The organism is Paenibacillus elgii NBRC 100335, from assembly GCF_004000865.1.
GTDB classification, from domain to species: Bacteria; Bacillota; Bacilli; order Paenibacillales; family NBRC-103111; genus Paenibacillus_G; species Paenibacillus_G elgii.
This window is the reverse complement of the sequence record NZ_BIMB01000035.1, coordinates 47,928-69,378: the sequence shown is the minus strand read 5'-3', so window position 1 is coordinate 69,378 and position 21,451 is coordinate 47,928. Positions and strand designations below refer to the sequence as shown.

Here is a 21,451-nt window from a genome sequence, read left to right as displayed (position 1 = left end):
GAATAAGCCGGAGCCGAACGTGATGCCGTATTCAATGAAGCCGAATAAGCCGGAGCCGAATGTGATGCCGTATTCGGTGCAGCCGAATAAGCCAGAGCCGAATGTGATGCTGTATTCGGTGCAGCCGAATATGCCAGAGCCGAACGTGATGCCGTATTCGGTGCAGCCGAATATGCCAGAGCCGAACGTGATGCCGTATTCGTTCCAACCGAATAAGCCGGAGCCGAACGTGATGCCGTATTCGGTGCAGCCGAATATGCCAGAGCCGAACGTAATGCCGTATTCAGTCCAGCCGAATATCCCGCAGCCCGCCCCGGGCAAATTTGAGGCTCAGGGCAAGCAAGAAGCGGAATTGTCATCCAATATAGCTCCTATACCAACTTGGCCCTCAATGGAACAACAATCGTTCCAATCACCGCAGCCGTTCCAATCACCGCAGCCGTTCCAATCACCGCAGCCGTTCCAAGCGACGCCGAACGAGCCGATGCCGCAGTCGTTTAGCGCAGCGCAAAAACCGCAGCCGTACGAGGCCCCCCAGCTGTTCCAGGCGGCACAGAAGGGCAAGCCAAGCGAGCCGATGCCGCAGTCGTTTAGCGCAGCGCAAAAACCGCAGCCGTACGAGGCCCCCCAGCCGTTTCAGGCGGCACAGAAGGGCAAGCCAAGTGAGCCGATGCCACAATCGTTTAGCGCAGCGCAAAAGCCGCAGCCATACGAGGCCCCCCAGCCATTCCAGGCGGCGCAGAAGGGCAAGCCGAGCGAACCATCTCTAAATCCGTATCAAGTAGCTGAGCCGCAGCCCGGATACCAACCGTTTCAGCTTGGATACCAGCCGCCGCAGCCTTCCGAGTCTTTGTTCCAGCAATACAATGTTCCCGCTGTCGAAGCGGTGGCTCAGCAGCCGCCGCAGCCTTATGGTAAAGGCAAAGAAAACGTTTGGAAGGAACCGGAGCTTCCGCCGATTCCGGAAATGCCCGGCACAGGGACGATGCCATATTTTACGGCCCCTGCAGCGCCTCAGGCATACCCGTCTTTATCTACCGGTCAACCGCCGGTCGTTAAAAGCGGCTGCGGCTGCGGAGGAGGGCTGGCGGATTTGCCGTACGCGTTGCCGCCGGAATCGCCTTCCTTTGCGCCGATGCCTGAGCAGGCTTCTTATATGCCTCAATGGTCCCCAACAGCGCCGATTTCGCTCGAGCCGCCTCTGCCGCAGCCGAATATCCCCGGTCCGTTCCAGCCCTATGGCTATCCGGCGGATGAATATCCGCTCATGCCGTTTGCCGGTCCGGGACCTATGTTCTGCGAGCCGGTCGTTCCGTTCCACGGATACCCGGGCTTTCCGTCGTATCCGGGCTATGTAAGCCCTGCGGTGTCTCCGTACGGAAGCCCCTATCCTTGGGGGCAGCCGCCGGTAGACGATAAGGGGAGGGAAGGCGAGGGGAAATCGGGAAAGAGCGCTGAACCCGAAAAGGCGGTCATTTCGCAAACCGATACCCAGTCCGAACTTAAAGCGGCCGCCCCCCCGAAACGGAAAAAGAAGAAAAGCTCGGCACGTGCCGCACTCAACAGCTTGATTGAGCGTAATCGCCGACAGTCGGCCCGCTCGGCGAAACCGAGAAAACCCGTGCCTTGGCTCGGCAACTAAATATAAAAAAAACAGCCGGAAGCCTGAGCCTCCGGCTGTTTTTTATGTTCGCGTCACATCTTGATGCCTAACACGTGGTCCAGCGGAATAAAGCCGATTTCCCGGCTGTCTTTGCTGTGATTTCGATTATCTCCCATAACGAAGATGTGGCCTTCGGGGACCGTCCACTTATGCTCGCCAAGTACCTGCATCGGCTCGTTCAAGTACGGTTCCTCCAGCGGCTCTCCGTTACGGTATACTTTATTGTTTTTCAGCTCCAGTACGTCCCCGGGCTTTCCGATGACTCGTTTGACGTACATATTCGGGTCCTCGCTCCCGCGAATGAACTTCAACAGCGGGTGTTCCAGCACGTCGTCCTTGAGCGTGCGCCCCCGTTCCACCCTGCTGTCGATAATAACGATATCTCCGTACTTCGGCGCATAGCGGAACGTATGCGACAGCTTGGATACATAAATGCGCTGTTCGTTGTGCAGCGTAGGGTCCATCGAATGGCCCAGCACATTGGTCGGTTGGAACACGAAGATGCCGATCACAAGCGTCAGTGCGAAAGCGGCGGCAATGGAACGAACCCACGCCCAAATTTCTTTGATTAGAGGATGCATAAACAACCGCCTTCCTTTCCGCTGTTCGTATGCAACATAGTATATATGGAAAAAGTATAAACGTCGATCCCCATGGGAAAAATAGTAAAAAGGCTTCAGGTATGTCAAAACACCACGGACAGAAGGGGATCGGCATGATGTTGCTCGGCTTTTGGAATCAGTTAAAGAAGCAATTGAAAAAAAAGCTGCGTCTGAAACGCCGTTGGCTGAATCTGGCTGTCGTTTTGCTTGCAGCCGGCTTGTTCGCTGCAGGTGCGTGGATGCTGCGCGGCTCGCTATATGATAAAAGCGGCCGGCAGGGTCAGGAACAGTCCGTCTTCAGCCGCGCCGTCGAAACCTATGTGCAGCCGGAGGAAGAAGTGCGTGCAATGGTAAAAGATTTGAGCGGGCAAAGGGATGCTTTTGTAAAAAAATCGTATGTTTGCGGTGAAGAGCTGCAGCGGATCGGCATCATGAACGCTGCCGACATTTTGGCCTATCACAAAGCCCATCCGTCGATGACCGTCAGTCTTGGGAATGCAAACCGGGTTTATTTCATCGAGAAGGTGGAAGACTTGTCCCCGCAGTGCAAAAACAACGCTTATTTCGGACTGGACACCAAGGGCAACTTGTCTTTGTTTGAAGGGGTGCCGGGGTCGGGAGGACAAAACGTGCTGCGAACGTTTTTTCAACTGAACATCCGGCATTTGGAAAGCAGCCTGCCCCGGGAGACGGTGAAACAGCTTTATCAGGGGGTTCGGATAAGGGATTTGGCCGATTATAACAGCGTGCTCTCGACCCTGAGCGATTATGCGATAGAAGAAACGGAGAAAGCGATGCAAGTGGCGCCATCCCCTTAGAAGAGAGGTGCTCAAGCCCATGGGACCGGTTCAGACAAGCCCTGTCCTATAACGAAATGCGACGAAGTCTGCTGCGGCATGGGAGGCCGGGCGGACTTTTTGCCGTGTTCATGGAAGGGATAATCTGCTATAATGGCAGGTGAATACATATGTTCGCTTCTTGCGGCCCGAAAGCCGCAGTAGGAGAAAGCGAATGGGGGAGTGCGCGTTTTGCGGATTTTAGGCATTGACCCGGGGATCGCCATCGTCGGCTTCGGGTTTATCGATAAACAAGGTCATAAGCTGGTTCCCGTTCAATACGGATCGATCCAGACGCAAGCCGGTACGGAAGATGCCCTGCGGCTAAAACAAGTGTACGAAGCGACAGTGCAGCTTATCGAGAAATATAAGCCCGATGCGGTCGCAATCGAAAAGCTGTTCTTTAACCGGAACGTCACGACAGCACTGACCGTCGGGCAAGCCCGCGGCGTACTGATGCTGGCGGCGGTCCAGCAAGGGCTGCCGATTGCCGAATATACCCCTTTGCAGGTAAAGCAGGCGATTGTCGGCTACGGGAAAGCGGAGAAGAAGCAGGTGCAGGAAATGGTTAAAATGTTTCTGCATTTATCTGCCGTGCCGAAGCCCGATGACGTGGCGGATGCGTTGGCAGTGGCCATATGCCATGCCCATTCTTCGGGATTACAACAAAAATTGAACGGAGCTTATAAGCGATGATCGACTTTTTAAGAGGGACGGTGGCGCACCGCGAAACGGAATATGTGGTGCTGGACGTACGCGGTGTCGGCTACCGCGTTTTTTGCGCCAATCCGTATGCGGTTGGGGCGGGTAAGGACGGCGCGGAAGTGACGATGTACATTCATTACCATGTACGGGAGGACGCTCACCTGCTGTTCGGATTTTCGTCCAGAGAAGAGCAGTCGTTGTTCCGGCTGCTGCTCGATGTGAACGGCATCGGGCCGAAAGTAGCCATCGGCGTACTGGCGGGAGGCCGTCCCGAAGTGATTGCGGCGGCCATCAGTCAGGAAAATCTTTCGTTCTTGACCAAGCTGCCGGGCATCGGGAAAAAGACGGCGCAGCGCATGGTGCTCGACCTGAAAGATAAGCTGGGCGCATGGACTTCGGTCGAGGCGGACGGTTCCGGCTTTGGCTTGCTGGAAATTGCCGCGGCAGGGCCGACGGCAAGCGGCGCTTGGGGCGAGGCGAAGGCGGCGCTGCTTGCGCTGGGCTATACCGAAGCCGAGGCGGAACGGGCGGGACAGACCGTCAAGCCGAAGCTGAAGGGCGACGAGACGGCCGATGCGGTAACGAAGCTTGCGCTGCAGGCACTGTTCCAGCAGTCGCTGATGAAATAAGCCGTGTGGAAGCTTGACGCGGCAGGCGGCGTCCGCCTTGGCGGGTAGCCGACAGGAAGGAGAGGCACAACATGGAAGACCGCATCATCTCGGCTCATCTGATGATGGAGGATCAAGGGATGGAGTTCAGCCTGCGTCCGCGGTATTTGGCTGAATATATCGGTCAAGCGCAGGCGAAGGAAAATTTAAAAATATATATCGAAGCGGCCAAAATGCGCAAGGAAGCGCTCGATCACGTGCTGCTGTACGGACCGCCGGGCCTTGGCAAGACGACGCTTTCGAATATTATCGCCAACGAGCTCGGCGTCAATCTGCGGACGACCTCGGGACCGGCGATCGAACGTCCAGGCGATCTGGCGGCCATCTTAACCAACCTGCAGGAAAACGACGTGCTCTTCATCGACGAAATTCACCGGCTTCACCGAACGGTAGAAGAGGTGCTGTATCCGGCGATGGAAGATTACGCTCTCGATATCATCATCGGCAAAGGGCCGAGCGCCCGTTCGGTGAGGCTCGACCTGCCACCGTTTACGCTGGTGGGCGCAACGACGCGCGTCGGGCTGCTTTCAGCGCCGCTGCGCGACCGGTTCGGTGTCGTCAGCAGGCTGGAATATTACACGGTCGACGAGCTGTCTTATATCGTCAGCCGCACCGCCGATCTGCTGCAGGTGCAGATCGTAGGCGAAGCGTCCCGGGAAATCGGGATGCGCTCGCGCGGGACGCCGCGGATCGCGAACCGGCTGCTCAAGCGGGTGCGCGATTTTGCCCAGGTGAAGGGCGACGGCATCATTACGCTCGACATTACGCAGGCCGCGCTGTCGAGCATTCAAGTCGATCCGCTCGGACTCGACGAGATCGACCATAAGATGCTGCGGGCCATCATTTTGAGCTTTCAGGGCGGTCCGGTCGGGCTGGATACGATTGCCGCTTCGATCGGAGAGGAAAGTCAAACCATTGAAGACGTCTACGAGCCGTATTTGCTGCAAATCGGATTTTTGCAGCGAACGCCGCGGGGACGAATGGTAACGCCGAGCGCGTGCAAACATCTCGGGCTGCCGATGCCAAGCCGCTCTTAAGCGGAAGCATCGGCGGTTCCGCCAAGAGAGGGGAATCGGCGGTTTATGCATAAAACGAAACGGCCGCCCGGCTCTATGGGACAAGCTCCCCTAGGGCGGGCGGCGCGTCGCTTAAGATCAGGAATGAAGATGCCGGCCGTGCTGCTGCTTGCAGCAGCAATGGGTTTAGCGGGACAGGCAGGTGGCGTGCTGCCTGCTGCTTACGCCGCGGTGTCGGTGCCGAAGCTCGACAATATTCGTGTCGCTTTATTTATCGATACGGGCAAATATGTTAGTCCGGCCGCTGCAGTTACACTGTCGGCAGACGCTGGTCTGCAGCTCGGCTTGCGTGGGGCAGCTGGGGTGAAGCCGGTTCATCAAGCGGCGGCAAAAACGCCGGTTCGCGTCTATGCGGACGGCTATTACGCGCAGCTGCCGGAGACGGGCGACGTTACGGCCGCGCGTTCGCAGGCGCAGAAGCTGGCGGCTGGAGGAGCCGCCGCAGGTGTGGTACAGCACGTGAAGCGCGGCCAGTCGGCGTATCGGGCCTATGTTGGCCCGTTCGCAACGAAGGAAGCGGCAGCGTCAGCCGCTGCTGGTCAGTCCGGTGCGGCCGTCAGCGGGCCGCTGCGCTGGAGCGCGGGCAGCTTCGCCGGCGAGGCGGATGCGAATGCGCAGGCGGTTGCGCTGTCGCAGGCGGGCTTCGACGCCGACGTGGCGTTGACCGAAGCCGGCTACGCCGTGTTCGTCGGCGAAGCGGCGGACAACACAGCGCTCCAGGCGCTGAAGGCGCAGATCGCGGCGGCGCTGCCGACCGTGGCGCTCACGCCGGTGGACGCTGCGCAGAGCTATGTGCTGAAGCGCAGCGAGCTTGACATGGGCGGCGAGAGCGCCGGAGGACCGCTAGCGGCCTTCGCCTTCAGCGGAGGAGCAAAGCTGTGGGCGGCGGCGGCGGATGCGCAGGGCGGCGTCACCGTTCGCGAGCGGTTCGATCGCGCCTACCGCGGGGGGATAGAGCTGTCCCGGTTCAACGGCAAGCTGGCGGTCGTCAACGAGCTGCCTTTTGAGCAGTATCTCGTGTCGGTCCTCGGCTCCGAGATGAGTAAAGAATGGCCTTTGGAAGCGTTGAAGGCGCAGGCTGTCGCCGCGCGCACATTTGCGCTTAAGCAGGGCATCAAATACCAGATTGCCCACGTCACCGACACGACCACGGATCAAGCGTATAAAGGAGTGGCGGGAGAGTTCGCCGCCGCGCAGCAAGCGGTGCAGGCGACGCAAGGCGAAGTGGTCGTAGATAAGAACGGGTTGATCAATCCGCTGTATTACTCCAATGCAGGGGGAATGACGGCGGCTCCGACCGAAGTATGGGGCAACGAAGTGGCGTATTTGCAGAGTCAAAAATCCCCGGACGAAGGCGCTCAGGCAGGCAAGAAGGTATGGTACCGGATCGTTCTGCCGAATGGCAACACCGGCTACATTCATTCTGACTATGCAAGGGCAACGGGGCAAAAAAATCCGGCCGGCTTGCCTTATTACGAGTCGACGGCAACCGGCGTGAGCGTCCGGCCGGCACCCTACGTCGACAATGCAACCAACCCGGGGGCATTCAAGGTCGACATCGGAGACCACTTCGTCGTTATCGGCCAAGAGGTCGAATCGAACGCTTATTCCTGGATTCGCGGTCCTTACGATGCGACCAAGGTAAAGGAAAAGCTTGGCGCGTCTTATACCGGCGGGGCGTTAAACCGGCTTGAAGTGTCGAAAAGAGGAGCGTCCGGCCGCGCGATAGAAGTAACGGCGAACGGGCAGCCGCTTAAAGCCGCTTATCCGGATTCGCTCCGCACGATGCTCGGCGGCCTGCCCAGTACCCGGTTTGATATTGAAGAAACGGGACGCTATACTATATTGGGAGCAGGGGGGGCGACGCGAAGCCAGACCTCGGCCTCTCAGCCCGTCGTTGTCGCAGGCAGCGGCGGAAAGGGAAAACAAACCGACGATCAGCTGTTTGTGATGGATGCACAAGGCAAAGTGCGGCTGGCTACCCGGGACCCGCAGTTTATTTTCAAAGGCACCGGCTACGGTCATGGGCTGGGGATGTCTCAGTGGGGCGCCAAAAGCTATGCCGAGCTCGGTTACGATTACCAGAAAATTTTGCTGACGTATTACACGGGCGTTTCGATTCAGAAAGCCGCTCCTTGAGGCCCTGAGGAACGACGGCCGTTCGCAGCATAAAAAAGTTGATTTAAATATGAAACCTACAGAAGGATGAAACGTATCATGCAAGTGGACTTGTTCGACTACCATTTACCCGAATCACTCATTGCGCAGACGCCGCTTCCGGATCGGACGGCCTCTCGGCTGCTCACGCTGGATAAACAGACGGGGGAAATCGGTCACCATACATTTGAACAATTGGAACGGTATCTTGAGGCGGGAGACGTGCTTGTGCTTAACGATACGCGGGTCATTCCGGCCAGGCTGTTCGGAGTGAAGGCGGACACAGGCGCCAAAGCCGAAGTGCTGCTGCTCAAGCAGCTCGAAGGGGATCGCTGGGAAGCGCTCGTCCGTCCGGCAAAGCGGCTGAAGACCGGGACCGTGCTGCATTTCGGAGGCGGTGCTCCAACAGAAGCGGGTGGAGATACGGAGCCGCCGCTGCTCGTCGCTACCGTCGAATCCGAAGGCGAGATGGGCAGCCGAGTGCTGCGCTTCAGCTACGAAGGCATTTTTAACGAGCTGCTCGACCGCTTGGGACATATGCCGCTGCCGCCTTATATTAAGGAGCAGCTTCCGGAGCGCGAGCGGTACCAGACGGTGTATGCGAAACATGAAGGCTCCGCTGCGGCGCCTACGGCAGGGCTTCATTTCACCCAGGAATATTTGAATCGGCTGGAACAAAAAGGGATACAATTAGCGTATGTTACGCTTCATGTCGGACTGGGAACGTTCCGTCCCGTCGGGGTCGAGAGCGTCGAACAGCATGAGATGCACGAGGAGTATTATGAGGTATCCGCAGAAACCGCCGAGCTGGTAAATGCCGCGAAACGAAAGGGCGGACGGGTGGTCGCGGTAGGGACGACTTCGGCCCGGACGCTGGAAACGGCGGCGGATGAGTACGGCATGCTGCAAGCGGGAAGCGGCTGGACCGGAATTTTCATTTATCCGGGCTACCGGTTCCGCATCGTCGATGCGCTGCTAACCAACTTCCATCTGCCTAAATCGACACTGCTTATGCTGATCAGCGCGCTTGCCGGGCGGGAGAGCGTACTCGCCGCATACCGCGAAGCCGTTGAGCGAGAGTACCGCTTTTTCAGCTTCGGCGACGCGATGTTCATTCATTAAATAAGGAAAAATTGACCGGAAGAGAAAGAAGTGATTGGATTGGCCGTTACCTATGAGCATATCAAGACCTGCAAGCAATCCGGCGCGAGGCTGGGCCGGGTGCATACGCCTCACGGGGTAATCGAAACGCCCGCTTTTATGCCGGTCGGCACCCAGGCTACCGTGAAGACGATGAGCCCCGAAGAGCTGAAGCAGATGGATGCGCATATCATTTTGAGCAACACGTATCATTTATTCCTGCGTCCCGGCCATGAGATTGTGAAGAAAGCGGGAGGATTGCACCGCTTCATGAACTGGGACCGTCCAATTCTGACGGACAGTGGGGGCTTTCAAGTATTCAGCTTGAGCGAGATGCGCAAAATCAGTGAGGAAGGCGTACAATTCCGCTCCCATTTGAACGGGGACAAGCTGTTTATTTCGCCCGAGAAATCGATCGAGATTCAAAATGCACTCGGCTCGGATATTATGATGGCCTTCGACGAATGCCCGCCTTACCCGGCGGAGCACAGCTACGCCAAGCAATCGCTCGAACGGACGACCCGCTGGGCAGAACGGTGTCTGAAAGCCCATGCCCGACCGAACGAACAGGCGTTATTCGCGATCGTCCAGGGCGGCATGTACGAAGATTTACGCAAGCAGAGCGCGCTTGAGTTGACTTCCATGGATTTCCCGGGGTATGCTATTGGGGGACTCAGCGTAGGCGAGCCGAAGCATTTGATGTACGAGGTGCTCGACTACACCGTTCCTTATCTGCCTACCCATAAACCGCGCTATCTGATGGGCGTAGGGTCACCCGACGCTTTGGTGGAAGGATCGATCCGCGGCATTGACATGTTCGACTGCGTGCTGCCGACGCGGATTGCCCGCAACGGCACCGTCATGACGAGCGAAGGCCGATTGGTTGTCCGCAATGCAAAGTTTGCCGAAGATTTCGGTCCGCTCGATCCGGAGTGCTCCTGCTATACGTGCCGTAACTACTCGCGGGCTTACATCCGTCATCTGATCAAAGCCGACGAAACGTTCGGCATCCGGCTGACGACATATCATAATCTTCATTTCCTGTTGGAGCTGATGCGCGGGGTGCGTCAAGCGATTAGAGAAGACCGGCTGCTTGATTTCCGTGACGAATTTTTCGCGAAATACGGCATCGATGAGAACAGCAAAGGGTTCTAAAAGCCCGATGAATCTGGAGCGCAGCCGCTTCGGATTCACCGGACTTACCATTTGGTATACATAGAGAAAGTTTGTAGAAAGGGGGGAATCAGACAATGTGGTTAGCGGCAAATGAAACGGCGGCGGCTCCGGGGATCGAGGGATATCTCGTGACTTACGGCCCGCTCGTCCTGATGTTCGTCGTTCTTTATTTCTTACTTATCCGCCCTCAGCAAAAACGTCAAAAGACTCGCAACATGATGCTGAGCAACTTGAAAAAAGGGGATAAGGTCGTTACGATCGGGGGCCTTCACGGCACAATCCTGGAGATTACGGACGATACGATCGTCCTGCGTGTGAACGACGTCACGAAGCTGACCTTCGAGCGTTCGGCCATTAATACGGTTACAACTTCCGCGGCGGCTTCCGAAAGTAAATAGTTCGACCCATTGCGCTTCGCTGCGCATGCAAACAAGCGAGGTCTCGTTCCGTCCGGATTCCGGCGGGCTCAAGAGATCTCGCTTTTTTGTTTCTGTCCCGGACGGAGGGAGTCGCGGTCGTTCGGACCGGCGGTCCGGTTCATTTCTTCAAATTGATGCCGATCATCCCACCCAGCGCTCCGGCCAGCAAAGCTACCACCGCCAGCCCCAGCATCTCCTTGGAAAAACCTGCATCGTACGCCAAAAATCCGATCATCCATACGACCACGGTATACATGGCCCCCAGCAATCCCCCGTGGTACCAGCCTTTACCGCCGCTGCGTTTGCCCGATACCGCGCCCCCCACCAGCATGGCGATTCCGTGAATAAACAACGTCGCGCTCAGCCACGATTTCTCAGGAATATTCGTTCCCAGCAGTACAAGCGAAGCGAGCAGCGTTCCGGCCAGCATGAACGCCACGGCATACACTAAGCCGGCAAATAAGGGCGAATTTTTCATCATCCCTCTTGACCTCCTGTTCCAAGCCGTTTTATTTTCCATTGTATGGGCATGTACACCGAAATAGTACAGCTTTATGGGCTGCGGAAGCATCGATTTGTTACCAGCAATTCACCCGCATGACAATCGTTCCCCGAGGCTACAATAGGCATTGAACTGCAATCGGGGAGGCCGAGTCCATGGATCTACTGACGCTTTTTTTTCGCACCATTCTGATCTATGCGATCGTTTTTTTTACCCTGCGCATTATGGGAAAAAGGGAGATCGGCAAGCTGTCGGTTTTTGACCTCGTCATTTCCATCATGATCGCGGAAATTGCCGTGTTCGTGCTGGAAGATATCAAGAAGCCCTTGCTCGACGGAATCCTTCCCATGGCAACGCTGGTCGTGGTTCAGTTGACCATTGCTTTTGTTTCGTTGAAAAACGAAAAGCTGCGCCGTTTGTTTGAAGGCAAGCCTTCTCCCATTATTCAGAACGGCAAGCTGAATCGGAAGGAAATGAAGCGTCAGCTATACAATTTGGACGATCTGCTGCTGCAATTGAGAGAAAATAAAGTGACGAACCTCGCGGATGTGGAATTTGCCCTTCTCGAATCGTCAGGTAAGCTGACCGTGGTAGAGAAAAAACAAGAGACGGAACCGTCCGGGGAAAAGCCGCCGTCGTTTCGCTACGAGGGACTTCCTTTGCCGCTGATTATGGACGGTAAAGTACAGGACGAAAGCTTGGCCAAGCTCGGCCAAACCCGGTTTTGGCTCAAGAGCCAACTTCAGGATAAGGGAGTCAAAGATTTCAAGGACGTATTTTTTTGTTCCATCGATCATCGGGGCCGCTGGTTTATCGACAAAAAAAGATGAGCTGGCGCCTCCGTTATTTCACAATCCGTTTGCCAAGCCATAAAATTCGGAAAACGTCGTCGCGGTTAATGAGCTTAAGCAGCATGGCGATCAGCAGATAAACGATAACTCCCGTCAGGCAGGAGAAGGAAAAACGCGTAAAGCCGCTAGCGATCCAATGGGTATACATCACGACATAGCTGGCAAAGCCGGCGACGGCCATACTTATTCCGACTTTCAGAAAATCTCCGGCCTGCATGCGAAACTGAAGCAGGCGCACGACGCTGTTCCAGTGCAGCAAGGTAACGAGCATAATATTCACGCTGATGGCGACAACCGCCCCCAAGATGCCGAATTCCGGCCGGCTGGCCAAGATATAAATCAGCGTCAACTTAACGACGGACCCGACGAGCGTATTGATCAGTGCGCTTCCGGGTCTTTCGAGCGCTTGGAGGGTCGATTGCAGCGGCGCCTGAAAATAAATGAAAAGCGCCGCAGGCGCCATCATCCGAAGCATCGCCCCGACTCCGGGCTGTCCGTACATGTACTGGCAAATCGGCTCGGCCAGCACGTACATCAGTACGGCAAAGGGGGCGCCAGTCACCAAGGCGAGCTTCAGCGATTGGTGCAGCCGCATATGGATGGTTTTCATGTCATTCTTGGCCGCCGCCTCGGACAAGGACGGGATAAGCGAGACCGCGAGGGAAAAGGTAAGGGCGCTAGGCAGCATCAGCACAGGAATAATCATGCCTTGCAATGCTCCGTACTGCGCCGTCGCTACACCGGTTGCCACGCCTGCGACAGCGAGGCTCTGAATAATCAGAATCGATTCGAGAAAATACGAGCCGGAGCCGACCAGCTTGCTTCCGGTGACGGGCACGGCCAATTGAAGAAGATTTTTCAAGCTCTCGAAGCGGTTGAACGACCGTCGAGCTCCGGTCGTTGTCCGGCGAGGCGCCAGCCGCTGCGACCGGTTACGCCGGTATAGCAGCACCAGAACGAGCAGGGCGCTCAACTCGCCGACCATGACGCCGATCATCGCTCCCGCGGCAGCGAATTCGATGCCGTAAGGCAGCAGCATGAAGGCAAAGGCGAGCACGGTAACGATGCGCACGAGCGTTTCGACCACTTGGGACAGCGCCGTCGGAATCATGTCCTGCCGTCCTTGAAAATACCCGCGGAATACGGCTGATATACCGACGAGCGGGATGATTGGCGTCATACACAGGAACGTGTAGTATACCCGAGAGTCCGTGAACAGATGGTCGGTAATCCAGCGGGCGCCGAGGACGATGACGGCGGTGAAGATAAAGCTGATGACGGTCGCCAGAGCAAGCGCTACCCGAAAGATCGTCCGGACTCTGACTTCGTTGCCTTCGGCCTCAGCGGCAGCGATCAATTTGGCTACCGCGACCGGGATGCCTCCGGTGACGATCGTAAGAATGACGATGAGAAACGGCCACCCCATTTGATAAAGGCCGATTCCTTCCGGACCGATTACCCGCGGAAGCGTAATCCGGGGAATGAAGCCGAGGATGCGGTTGACAATGCCTGCTGCAAGGAGGATGAGCGTTCCTTGGATAAACGATTGTTTTGTCAAGGGACCGACCTTCTTTCTTTCTGGATGGGCTTGTATTCCCGTTCGTTATTAATGGATATGCACAACCTGTCCAAGAGCATGCAACAATTTTTAGATCGCGCCGCAGGCACAAACGGCAGGAAAACGCTCGGGTACAGCGAATAGGTACAATAACGAGGCTGCGCACGCGGGAGGGTTGCAAGATGGAAAACGACAGTTGGAAACAGGATCGCAGCGACGGCAAGGGTCAGGATTCCATAGAAGCGGGATTGGAGCAAGACGCCGCCGCCTCCACCACGGAAACGGGGCCGGAAGCCGGGAACGAGAATATGGGTAACTCGGAGTCCCGGAATCCGGAAGAAGACGGGACAGGGGAAGCTGCAGCCGAAAAGCCGCTTACGGAGTCGATCCCTTATATGGAACTTTTTTACTCGGAGAGGGAGGCCGGCGAGCTGGCGGAAGAGCGGATTCCGGACTCGCATTTGCTTGAGGAAGAAGGAGCGGCCGATCCGAAACCAGGCGAGCCTCAGCAGGAGATCGGTCCAGTCCCGGCTCAGGAACAAGTTGAGGAGTGCGAACCCGAAGCGGGCAATCTGCCGGAGCTTTGGATGAAGCACATGGAATCGGAGCCGGACCCCGAACCGGAGGATGAGCCTATGAACGACGAGGAGCTCAGCCGGGTCATCGAGGAAATTTGCCGGAGTAAAGCCGAAGAGTTCCGCATGATCGGTTACGAGCAGGTGACAGGAGAGGAGATATGGGAGTGCGTCAGCGACAAATACCATAAGACCGGCGTTCCTCCGCTGCACCGGATCGTCAACGATATTTTATCTTTGAAGGCGACGCAGTTCATGAACTGGATGACCATGAGCATATATAAGGATGCCCATCGCTAGCGAGCGGGCTTCTTTTTTGCGCGCGTCTTTATGGAAAGGAAAAAAGAGGCAAATTGACTCGTTTTTCGCACGTAGGTATAATAGGAATATTGAGTATGGAAGGAGACTTTTATGGACATCAAAAGAATCGTCGCTTTTTTCGCTATCGTGCTGATCGTCTTTGCCGCGATCGGAGTGACGAGTCCGCAGCTTGTCAAGCAAGTGAAGCTGGGGCTTGATTTGAAAGGCGGCTTTGAGATTTTGTACGTTGTGGAGCCGATTGAGCCCGGGAAGCCGGTTACTCCCGAATCGCTCAAGCAAACCGCAATCAGTCTGGAGAAACGGGCTGATAGCCTCGGGATTGCAGAGCCGGAAGTAACAACCGAGGGAAGCGACCGAATCCGCGTGAAGCTGGCCGGGGTGTCGAATGAAGAGGAAGTAAGAAAGATCATCAAAGAGCCTGCACAGCTCACGTTCCGCGGGCCGGATGGCACGAAGGAAATGCTGGGGAGCGACTTCGTAGAGGGCGCTGCCAAAGTCGGTTTTGACCAGCAGAACCGTCCTATGATTTCGATCGAAGTCAAGGATAAGGAGAAATTCCGCAAGGTCACGGAGAAGCTGCTCGGTAAACCGCTCGGCATTTATTTGGACGAGACCCAGCTGTCCGCGCCGGTCGTACAGCAGGTGCTGACCGACGGCAAAGCGACGATCTCAGGCAATTATACGTATGACGAAGCCAACAAGCTGAAAGACACGATCAACCTCGGCGCGCTTCCATTGAAGCTTACCGAGAAATATACCCAGAGCGTAGGCGCTACGCTTGGCCAATTGTCCCTGCAGGAAACGGTGAAAGCCGGCCTTGTCGGTTCCGTGCTGATCCTGCTATTCATGCTGATCTTTTACCGTATACCGGGTCTCGTCGCCTCGATATCGATCATCACCTACTCCTGGCTGCTGCTCATCGTATTCGACTGGATTCATGCGACGCTGACTCTGCCGGGGATCGCAGCATTTATTCTCGGGATCGGGATGGCGGTCGATGCGAACATCATTACCGCGGAACGGATCAAAGAAGAAATCCGCAGCGGCAAGAGCATCCTTTCCTCGATGAAGGCGGGCTCGAAGCATTCGTTCAGAACGATTATGGATGCCAATATTACGAACATCATTTCCGGCTTTGTCTTGTTTTACATCGGGAACGGAGCCATCCGCGGATTTGCGCTTACGACGATGCTCAGCATCGTGCTTAGTGTGATCACGAACGTCTTCTTTGCGCGGTTTTTGACCTTGCTGCTCATCCGAAGCAATTTGTTCAAGAAGCCGGTCTATTTTGGCGTAAAGGAGTCGGAAATCCGTGAACTCTAAAACTAAAATACTTTTTGATTTTGTCAAACATCGCAAAACGTTCTATATCATATCGCTTCTCATCTGTATCATCGGCGCCGTCGTGTTGTCGGTCAGCGGTCTGAACTATGGGGTAGAATTCCGGGCAGGTACGTCTATGGACATATCGGCCGGACAAGCGATGGATAAAGCCAAAGCCGAAGAACTGCTCAAAAGCGTCGGCGTCGAAGCCGGTGTGATGACCCTTGGCGGGGACAACAACAACCGCTTGTCCATGAGATTTAACGATATCTTGCCGGAAGCAACCCAGAAGCAAGTTCTGGAGAAATTCAAGGCAAACTATGGCAACGGCGTATCGCAAGAAGTCAATACCGTTACGCCGGATATGGCGCTGGAGCTTCGCAATAAAGCGCTTATGGCGATCGGGGTAGCCAGCTTGGCCATTTGTCTCTATGTCACGATTCGCTTCGAGTGGCGGTTTGCGATTGCTTCAATTATTGCGATTCTGCACGACGCCTTTTTGGTCATCAGCGTGTTCGCGATATTCCGCCTGGAAGTGAACCTGCCGTTTATGGCAGCGGTGCTCACAACGATCGGTTATTCGATTAACGATAAAATCGTCGTCTTTGACCGGGTCCGCGAAAATCTGCGTTTTGCCAAGCTGAAGACGCCGGACGATTTGGCGAACTTATTGAACGACAGTATCTGGCAGACGATGACAAGAAATATCAATACGGTCCTTACGGTATTGATTGCCGCCGTTTGTTTGCTTATACTCGGCAGTCCTTCCATTCAGCTCTTCGCGCTTGCGAAGATCGTCGGTCTGACTAGCGGCGCTTATTCTTCTATCTTTATTGCAGGCCCGCTCTGGTACGATCTGAAAAGCAAATCGATCGACTCGAAAAAGAGCTCTGCAGCGAAAGCGTAAGAACCGCTTTTACCGAAGCCATGGTTCATCTGCGGCCGGCCGCGCGAAACGGCAAGTTTCCGCGGCCTTTCTATCAATCTCATGGAGGAGTGGCCCATGACGGAGGAACGTTACAAGCAAGCGGCAGCGGGCGCATGGATCGGCATAGCAGGAAATCTTGCCCTGGCCCTTCTGAAAGGCGTAACCGGCTATATGGCCAACAGTAAAGCATTGATGGCCGATGCGTTCCATTCGGCGTCGGATGTCGTAGGATCGGTGGCAGTGCTGGTCGGCCTTCGCGCGGCCAAGAAGCCTCCTGACGAAGATCATCCGTACGGACACGGCAAGGCGGAGCCGATAGCGGCTATTGTTTTATCGGTACTGCTGCTTGTGGTCGGCGTGGAAATCGGCATTTCGGCCGTGAAATCGATCTATGGCGGCGTGCATGAACCGCCGGAAGGCTTCGCGCTGACGGTGCTGATCTTGTCCATCATTGTCAAAGAAGCGATGTTTCAATACAAGTTCCGGCTTGGGAAGAAGCTGGCGAGTCAAGCCCTGATCGCTAACGCTTGGGAGCACCGCTCCGATGTTTATTCTTCGATTGCCGCTTTTATCGGCGTCGGGGGCGCGATGCTCGGCTCCTATTTCGGAATTGCTTACCTATATTACTTGGACCCGATTGCGGGTTTGGTCGTCGCGGTCATGGTGCTTCGAATGGGATACCGTTTATTGATGGATTCGGTTCACAGCACGATGGACCACGTACTGCATCAAGAAGATGCGGCAGATTTGCTTGAAACGGTACAGCGCATTAAAGGCGTTATTGCTGTGGATCAACTGCGGGCGCGGGAGCACGGCCATTATGTCATTGTCGACGTAAAAATCAGCGTCAATCCGCGCATCTCGATTCAGGAAGGGCATGATATTGCCAAAATCGTCAAGCTTACGCTCATGAAACGGTTCCTGCACGTTTCCGACGTGTTCGTTCACGTCAATCCGTACGATGCAGGTTATCCGTACAAGAGTACGGATTCGGAGCCTGACGATATGCCCACGCTGCTTCATTAAGAGGAATAGGGGGAACGGCCGTCATGCTTCAGGCGAAGGCAAGATGGAATATCGGCGCGGCAGACGGCAATGCGGCTGAAAGGTTGGCGGAGGAGCTTCATTTGCCGCCGATCATCTCAAGACTGCTCGTTGTCCGGGGAATAACAGATTCCGCGCAAGCCGCACATTTTTTAAACGGAGGAACGGATCAGACGTACGATCCGTTCCTTTTAGATGGTATGGAACAAGCGGTGGAACGAATTCGAAAAGCGATCGACAACGGGGAGCATATTCGCATCTACGGCGATTACGATGCGGACGGTGTCAGCAGCACGACGCTGATGGTTCATCTGCTGCGGCAGCTCGGCTGCACGTTCGATTATTACATTCCGCATCGCGTTCACGAAGGATACGGTCTCAATACCGCTGCGCTTGACGCGGCGAAGGAGCAGGGTGTCGGGCTGATCGTAACGGTCGATACCGGCATTAGCGCCGTGAAGGAAATCGCGCATGCGAACGCTCTGGGAATCGATGTCATCGTCACGGATCACCATGAGCCGCCGGAGGTGCTTCCGGACGCTTACGTATTGATCAACCCGAAAAAGCCGGGTTGTCCATACCCATACAAGCAGCTTGCAGGGGTAGGCGTCGCTCTGAAGCTCGCACAAGCGCTGCTCGGCCGTTGGCCCGAGGAGTTGCTGGAGTTTGCCGCCATCGGTACGGTGGCCGATCTTATGCTGCTGACGGACGAAAATCGGATCATCGTGAAGCAAGGCTTGGAACGGATGAGATCGACATCGAATTATGGTATTCGATCGCTGCTGGAAATAGCCGGCGTTCCGGTTCGGGAGGTAACCTCTACGCATATCGGGTTTGCTCTGGCGCCCCGAATCAATGCAAGCGGCCGTCTGCTCAGCGCAGACACGGCGGTCAGGCTGCTGACAACGACGAGCGAACAGGAAGCGGATCAGCTGGCATTCGAGCTGGATCAACTGAACAAGGAGCGGCAGCGCATTGTCGACGAAATGGCCAAGCAGGCCGTAGACATGGTCGAAAAACGCAAAGCGGACGTCGGACTGCCCGATGCTATTGTACTGGCTCACGAAGAGTGGAACGTCGGTGTGATCGGCATCGTTGCCTCCAAGATCGTCGATCGCTTTTACCGGCCGACCATTATTTTGGGCATTGATCCGGAAACTGGTATGGCCAAAGGCTCTGCGCGTTCGATCGCCGGCTTCGACATGTACCGTGCCTTAACGCATTGCTCCGATTTGATGGATCATTACGGCGGTCATCCGATGGCTGCGGGCATGACGCTTGCAAGGGCTCATTTGCCGGAACTAGGGCTCCGCTTGGAGCAGCTGGCGAAAGAATGGCTGACGCCGGACGATTACATACCGCAGCTGGATGCGGATCTGGTCTGCGATTTCAGTGATGTAACCTTGGAAAGCATCGGACAGCTGGAGCGGCTTGGACCGTTCGGGATGGGGAACCCGTCCCCACGTTTCGTGTTCGGCGATCTTGCTTTAAATGACATGCGCACGATGGGCAAGGAGCAGCAGCATTTGAAGCTGTCTCTCCGGTCTGCGCAGGATGAAACGGCGGCCGCCATGGATGGGGTCGGATTCGGTAAAGCTTCTCTGGCGGAATGGATATCGCCGTCGGCACAGCTTGAAGTGCTCGGGGAGCTATCCATCAACGAATGGAACGGAGTACGCCGTCCGCAAATTATGATCCAGGACGTGCGCGTGCCGGAAATACAGCTGTTCGATTGGCGGGGGGCTCCGAAGCCGGAAAAGAAGCTGGCGGAGCTGTGCGAACGGCTTGAACGGCATCATTCGGGGCAGCATGACTTTTCACCTGCAGTTATCGTATTTGGGGAGGCGGTTCCGGCTCCGCTCCAATCGCCTTCTGCCCAATACACGCTGTGGTGTGCCGACATTCATGGCCGGTTTCGGCCTGCGAACGAACGTGCAGGACTTACGCCGTTATCGGGGGCTTCGGACGTGTTCATTTACTCCCTCCCGCAGAGGATGGAGCAGTTGCACGCGCTGGCCGCCGAAGCGTCCTCTGCGCAGCGGTATTACGCTGCGTTCGGAGGCACCGAAGAGGATAAGCAAGGCAGCATCATGCCGGGCCGCGAGAGTTTCAAAGCCGTATACGGCGCCGTCATGGCATTGCGGCCGGAAGCCGCGAACCGGTCCGGAGGCGGCCAGATTGTTCAGGCGATCGCAAGACGTTGCGCGCTTTCGCCGCATCTCGTCCTGTTTATATTGGACGTTTTTACCGAGATCGGCTTGATCGAGCCGGAAGGGGAAGGGTACAGGGTTGTGCCCTCCTCCGAGAAAAAAGATTTATCCGCCTCGCTGCTTTACCGCAGCCGTTCGAAACGGCCGGACGTAGAGCAGGAGCTTTTGTACTGCTCCGCAAAGGAGCTTCGTTTGAAGCTTCTGAGAGGACCGGAACCAAATCATTCCACGATGGAGGAAATTGTATGAACTTCAAAGATTATATTCGCGTTATCGAAGACTTCCCGCAGCCGGGAATCAGCTTTAAGGATATTACGACACTGCTGAGAGACGGCCAAGCCTACAAAGCCGTTATTGAAGAGCTTGCCCGCCTCTTGAAGGATAAAGAAATCGATTGCATCGCCGGGCCGGAAGCGCGCGGTTTCGTGATCGGCGCGCCGCTCGCGATCGCACTGGGAGTCGGCTTCGTGCCGATCCGCAAAAGCGGAAAGCTGCCAGGGGTGACGATTGAAGCGGATTACGCACTGGAGTATGGCAAAGACAAACTTGCGATGCATAACGATGCGATTACTCCGGGCCAAAAAGTGCTGATCGCCGACGACTTGCTGGCCACAGGGGGCACGATCGCAACCTCGATCAACCTGGTCAAGCAGTTGGGCGGAGAAGTGGTCGGGGCGGCGTTCCTGATCGAGCTTTTGGAGCTAAACGGACGTGATAAGCTGGACGGGATCGAAGTATTTTCGCTCGTACAGTATTAATATTCATGGAAAAGCGGCCTGAAGGAATAAAATTCCTTGGGCCGCTTTTTTGTCCATCCAAGACATCGCATCAAGGGCGGTGGACCGTTTTGACATGATCGATATGCATGAACATCGACGCGCCGCCGGAAGTAATGACTTCGATAATGGGGGTGTCGGCGGTTTTTAACAGACCTATCTTGCCAGGGTTTTCTCCCAGATTCAATACGACGAACTCCCCCTCTAATTTTTTCAATTGTTGATCGATCGTTCGCGCCAGAGCCATGGTCGGTGTACTGACCGGAAAGGAAGTCGGATTCATGGCATAAGGCGTTGCATTCGGACTGTAAGGAATTAAATATTTTAAATGCCGCATAGCGATCAAAACGGAATGAAAGACCGGCGATTGGAAGACGAAAAAGTCGTTCATGATGCTCGTTACGTATCCGTGAATCGATTGATTCCCCGTTATATATAGTTCGGTAAACATCCCTTTGGCGTTCATCAACACTTTTCGATACGATAAATCTTGCGACGGTTCCCATGAAATCCCCGAAAATTCCACACCTGCCTCTTGTTTGACGGAAAGAGACATCTGCTGCAGATGCAGGAGCGGGAGGTATAAAAACCGTTCTCCATCGTGAAGAACCATAATGTCGCTGCCGATATCAATTAATAAGCCGCGTACACAATCCTTCCTGCCGGAGACGGACAACTCGACGTATTGATTAATATACGAGCGCATCGTTTTCATATGAAACACCTCCTTACTTTTCGCAATACTTAAGTGGAAGCGATGTCTCCCAAGTGACCGCCCGAAGCCGCCGGACACACGGTGGCTGCTTAACATCTGCGCGCGTCCGGGGGCAGGGCGGAATTTCGTTTGAGTCGCCTTTTTTTAGTGCCGGCTGCAAGCCTATTAGAAAAATAACCGTCATAAAAAAGACGGTTACTGTCCAG

General features: G+C 55.5%; 19 protein-coding genes and 1 pseudogene. 16 read left to right on the top strand and 4 right to left on the bottom strand.

The genetic code is table 11. The features are described 5' to 3' along the window. Window positions 1-1,642: pseudogene (locus PEL01S_RS22975) on the top strand (hypothetical protein); the annotation flags it as partial. A gap of 53 nt (window positions 1,643-1,695) precedes the next feature. Here the strand turns inward: PEL01S_RS22975 and lepB are convergent. Continuing rightward, window positions 1,696-2,244 (bottom strand): signal peptidase I, encoded by a 549-nt coding sequence (lepB, locus tag PEL01S_RS22970; protein ID WP_063179006.1) that lies wholly within the window; start codon window positions 2,242-2,244, stop codon window positions 1,696-1,698. Window positions 2,245-2,345: 101 nt separating this feature from the next. On the opposite strand from lepB, the gene PEL01S_RS22965 reads away from it, so the two are divergent. The 8 genes from PEL01S_RS22965 (at window position 2,346) to yajC (ending at window position 10,421) form a co-directional block, all read left to right on the top strand. Next, window positions 2,346-3,083 (top strand): BofC C-terminal domain-containing protein, encoded by a 738-nt coding sequence (locus tag PEL01S_RS22965; RefSeq protein ID WP_231884602.1) that lies wholly within the window; start codon window positions 2,346-2,348, stop codon window positions 3,081-3,083. 210 nt (window positions 3,084-3,293) lie between these two features. Beyond that, on the top strand, window positions 3,294-3,797 hold the full coding sequence (ruvC, locus tag PEL01S_RS22960) for a crossover junction endodeoxyribonuclease RuvC (protein WP_036689929.1): 504 nt from the start codon (window positions 3,294-3,296) through the stop codon (window positions 3,795-3,797). Continuing rightward, window positions 3,794-4,435 carry a Holliday junction branch migration protein RuvA gene (ruvA, locus tag PEL01S_RS22955; RefSeq protein WP_127461960.1) on the top strand — a complete coding sequence of 214 codons (642 nt, stop codon included), beginning with the start codon at window positions 3,794-3,796 and terminating at the stop codon, window positions 4,433-4,435. Before ruvC ends, ruvA begins: the two co-directional genes overlap by 4 nt. Window positions 4,436-4,506: 71 nt before the next feature. Continuing rightward, on the top strand, window positions 4,507-5,511 hold the full coding sequence (ruvB, locus tag PEL01S_RS22950; RefSeq protein ID WP_010498666.1) for a Holliday junction branch migration DNA helicase RuvB: 1,005 nt from the start codon (window positions 4,507-4,509) through the stop codon (window positions 5,509-5,511). Window positions 5,512-5,556: 45 nt separating this feature from the next. Continuing rightward, entirely contained in the window at window positions 5,557-7,689 is a 2,133-nt protein-coding gene (locus PEL01S_RS22945; RefSeq protein WP_239551338.1) for a SpoIID/LytB domain-containing protein, read from the top strand. Window positions 7,690-7,767: 78 nt separating this feature from the next. Next, window positions 7,768-8,829 (top strand): tRNA preQ1(34) S-adenosylmethionine ribosyltransferase-isomerase QueA, encoded by a 1,062-nt coding sequence (gene queA / locus PEL01S_RS22940; RefSeq protein ID WP_127461959.1) that lies wholly within the window; start codon window positions 7,768-7,770, stop codon window positions 8,827-8,829. 33 nt (window positions 8,830-8,862) lie between these two features. Next, window positions 8,863-10,002: a tRNA guanosine(34) transglycosylase Tgt gene (tgt, locus tag PEL01S_RS22935; RefSeq protein ID WP_108532993.1), complete on the top strand. Its 1,140-nt coding sequence runs from the start codon at window positions 8,863-8,865 to the stop codon at window positions 10,000-10,002. Between the two features lie 95 nt (window positions 10,003-10,097). After that, complete coding sequence (gene yajC / locus PEL01S_RS22930) at window positions 10,098-10,421, top strand: preprotein translocase subunit YajC (RefSeq protein ID WP_063178998.1); 324 nt, start codon at window positions 10,098-10,100, stop codon at window positions 10,419-10,421. A 139-nt stretch (window positions 10,422-10,560) separates the two neighbouring features. Here yajC and PEL01S_RS22925 read toward each other — a convergent pair whose 3' ends face one another. After that, window positions 10,561-10,923, bottom strand: coding sequence for a TIGR04086 family membrane protein (locus PEL01S_RS22925; RefSeq protein WP_223275682.1), 363 nt, complete (start codon window positions 10,921-10,923; stop codon window positions 10,561-10,563). Window positions 10,924-11,099: 176 nt separating this feature from the next. Here PEL01S_RS22925 and PEL01S_RS22920 point away from each other — a divergent pair, with 176 nt between their 5' ends. Then, window positions 11,100-11,774 (top strand): DUF421 domain-containing protein, encoded by a 675-nt coding sequence (locus PEL01S_RS22920; protein WP_127461958.1) that lies wholly within the window; start codon window positions 11,100-11,102, stop codon window positions 11,772-11,774. A gap of 13 nt (window positions 11,775-11,787) precedes the next feature. On the opposite strand, the gene spoVB is transcribed toward PEL01S_RS22920, so the two are convergent. After that, a complete protein-coding gene (spoVB, locus tag PEL01S_RS22915) occupies window positions 11,788-13,353 on the bottom strand; it encodes a stage V sporulation protein B (protein ID WP_108532981.1) in 1,566 nt (521 codons plus the stop codon). 182 nt (window positions 13,354-13,535) lie between these two features. Between spoVB and PEL01S_RS35605 the strand changes: the two genes are divergently transcribed. The 6 genes from PEL01S_RS35605 to PEL01S_RS22885 all read left to right on the top strand — a co-directional run bounded on the left by PEL01S_RS35605 (window position 13,536) and on the right by PEL01S_RS22885 (window position 20,512). Continuing rightward, window positions 13,536-14,228 carry a post-transcriptional regulator gene (locus PEL01S_RS35605; protein WP_127461957.1) on the top strand — a complete coding sequence of 231 codons (693 nt, stop codon included), beginning with the start codon at window positions 13,536-13,538 and terminating at the stop codon, window positions 14,226-14,228. A 111-nt stretch (window positions 14,229-14,339) separates the two neighbouring features. Continuing rightward, window positions 14,340-15,572, top strand: coding sequence for a protein translocase subunit SecD (secD, locus tag PEL01S_RS22905; RefSeq protein WP_082866851.1), 1,233 nt, complete (start codon window positions 14,340-14,342; stop codon window positions 15,570-15,572). Further along, complete coding sequence (secF, locus tag PEL01S_RS22900; RefSeq protein ID WP_127461956.1) at window positions 15,562-16,479, top strand: protein translocase subunit SecF; 918 nt, start codon at window positions 15,562-15,564, stop codon at window positions 16,477-16,479. The genes secD and secF overlap by 11 nt, the downstream gene beginning before the upstream one ends. Window positions 16,480-16,575: 96 nt before the next feature. Beyond that, entirely contained in the window at window positions 16,576-17,526 is a 951-nt protein-coding gene (locus tag PEL01S_RS22895; RefSeq protein ID WP_127461955.1) for a cation diffusion facilitator family transporter, read from the top strand. Window positions 17,527-17,549: 23 nt separating this feature from the next. Further along, a complete protein-coding gene (gene recJ / locus PEL01S_RS22890) occupies window positions 17,550-20,003 on the top strand; it encodes a single-stranded-DNA-specific exonuclease RecJ (RefSeq protein WP_127461954.1) in 2,454 nt (817 codons plus the stop codon). Further along, a complete protein-coding gene (locus tag PEL01S_RS22885) occupies window positions 20,000-20,512 on the top strand; it encodes an adenine phosphoribosyltransferase (RefSeq protein ID WP_127461953.1) in 513 nt (170 codons plus the stop codon). Before recJ ends, PEL01S_RS22885 begins: the two co-directional genes overlap by 4 nt. Window positions 20,513-20,582: 70 nt before the next feature. Here the strand turns inward: PEL01S_RS22885 and PEL01S_RS22880 are convergent, their stop codons facing one another. Beyond that, window positions 20,583-21,245, bottom strand: coding sequence for a YwrJ family protein (locus PEL01S_RS22880; RefSeq protein WP_108532974.1), 663 nt, complete (start codon window positions 21,243-21,245; stop codon window positions 20,583-20,585). Between the last annotated feature and the right edge of the window lie 206 nt (window positions 21,246-21,451).

What these genes read in the sequence shown, in the direction of transcription:
- recJ (WP_127461954.1), top strand. Translation starts at nt 17,550, where the DNA reads ATGCTTCAGGCGAAGGCAAGATGGAATATCGGCGCGGCAGACGGCAAT.
- secD (WP_082866851.1), top strand. Translation starts at nt 14,340, where the DNA reads ATGGACATCAAAAGAATCGTCGCTTTTTTCGCTATCGTGCTGATCGTC.
- PEL01S_RS22965 (WP_231884602.1), top strand. Translation starts at nt 2,346, where the DNA reads ATGTCAAAACACCACGGACAGAAGGGGATCGGCATGATGTTGCTCGGC.
- queA (WP_127461959.1), top strand. Translation starts at nt 7,768, where the DNA reads ATGCAAGTGGACTTGTTCGACTACCATTTACCCGAATCACTCATTGCG.
- PEL01S_RS35605 (WP_127461957.1), top strand. Translation starts at nt 13,536, where the DNA reads ATGGAAAACGACAGTTGGAAACAGGATCGCAGCGACGGCAAGGGTCAG.
- lepB (WP_063179006.1), bottom strand. Translation starts at nt 2,244, where the DNA reads ATGCATCCTCTAATCAAAGAAATTTGGGCGTGGGTTCGTTCCATTGCC.
- yajC (WP_063178998.1), top strand. Translation starts at nt 10,098, where the DNA reads ATGTGGTTAGCGGCAAATGAAACGGCGGCGGCTCCGGGGATCGAGGGA.
- ruvA (WP_127461960.1), top strand. Translation starts at nt 3,794, where the DNA reads ATGATCGACTTTTTAAGAGGGACGGTGGCGCACCGCGAAACGGAATAT.
- PEL01S_RS22925 (WP_223275682.1), bottom strand. Translation starts at nt 10,923, where the DNA reads ATGATGAAAAATTCGCCCTTATTTGCCGGCTTAGTGTATGCCGTGGCG.
- PEL01S_RS22880 (WP_108532974.1), bottom strand. Translation starts at nt 21,245, where the DNA reads ATGAAAACGATGCGCTCGTATATTAATCAATACGTCGAGTTGTCCGTC.
- PEL01S_RS22920 (WP_127461958.1), top strand. Translation starts at nt 11,100, where the DNA reads ATGGATCTACTGACGCTTTTTTTTCGCACCATTCTGATCTATGCGATC.
- ruvB (WP_010498666.1), top strand. Translation starts at nt 4,507, where the DNA reads ATGGAAGACCGCATCATCTCGGCTCATCTGATGATGGAGGATCAAGGG.
- PEL01S_RS22895 (WP_127461955.1), top strand. Translation starts at nt 16,576, where the DNA reads ATGACGGAGGAACGTTACAAGCAAGCGGCAGCGGGCGCATGGATCGGC.
- PEL01S_RS22945 (WP_239551338.1), top strand. Translation starts at nt 5,557, where the DNA reads ATGCATAAAACGAAACGGCCGCCCGGCTCTATGGGACAAGCTCCCCTA.
- PEL01S_RS22885 (WP_127461953.1), top strand. Translation starts at nt 20,000, where the DNA reads ATGAACTTCAAAGATTATATTCGCGTTATCGAAGACTTCCCGCAGCCG.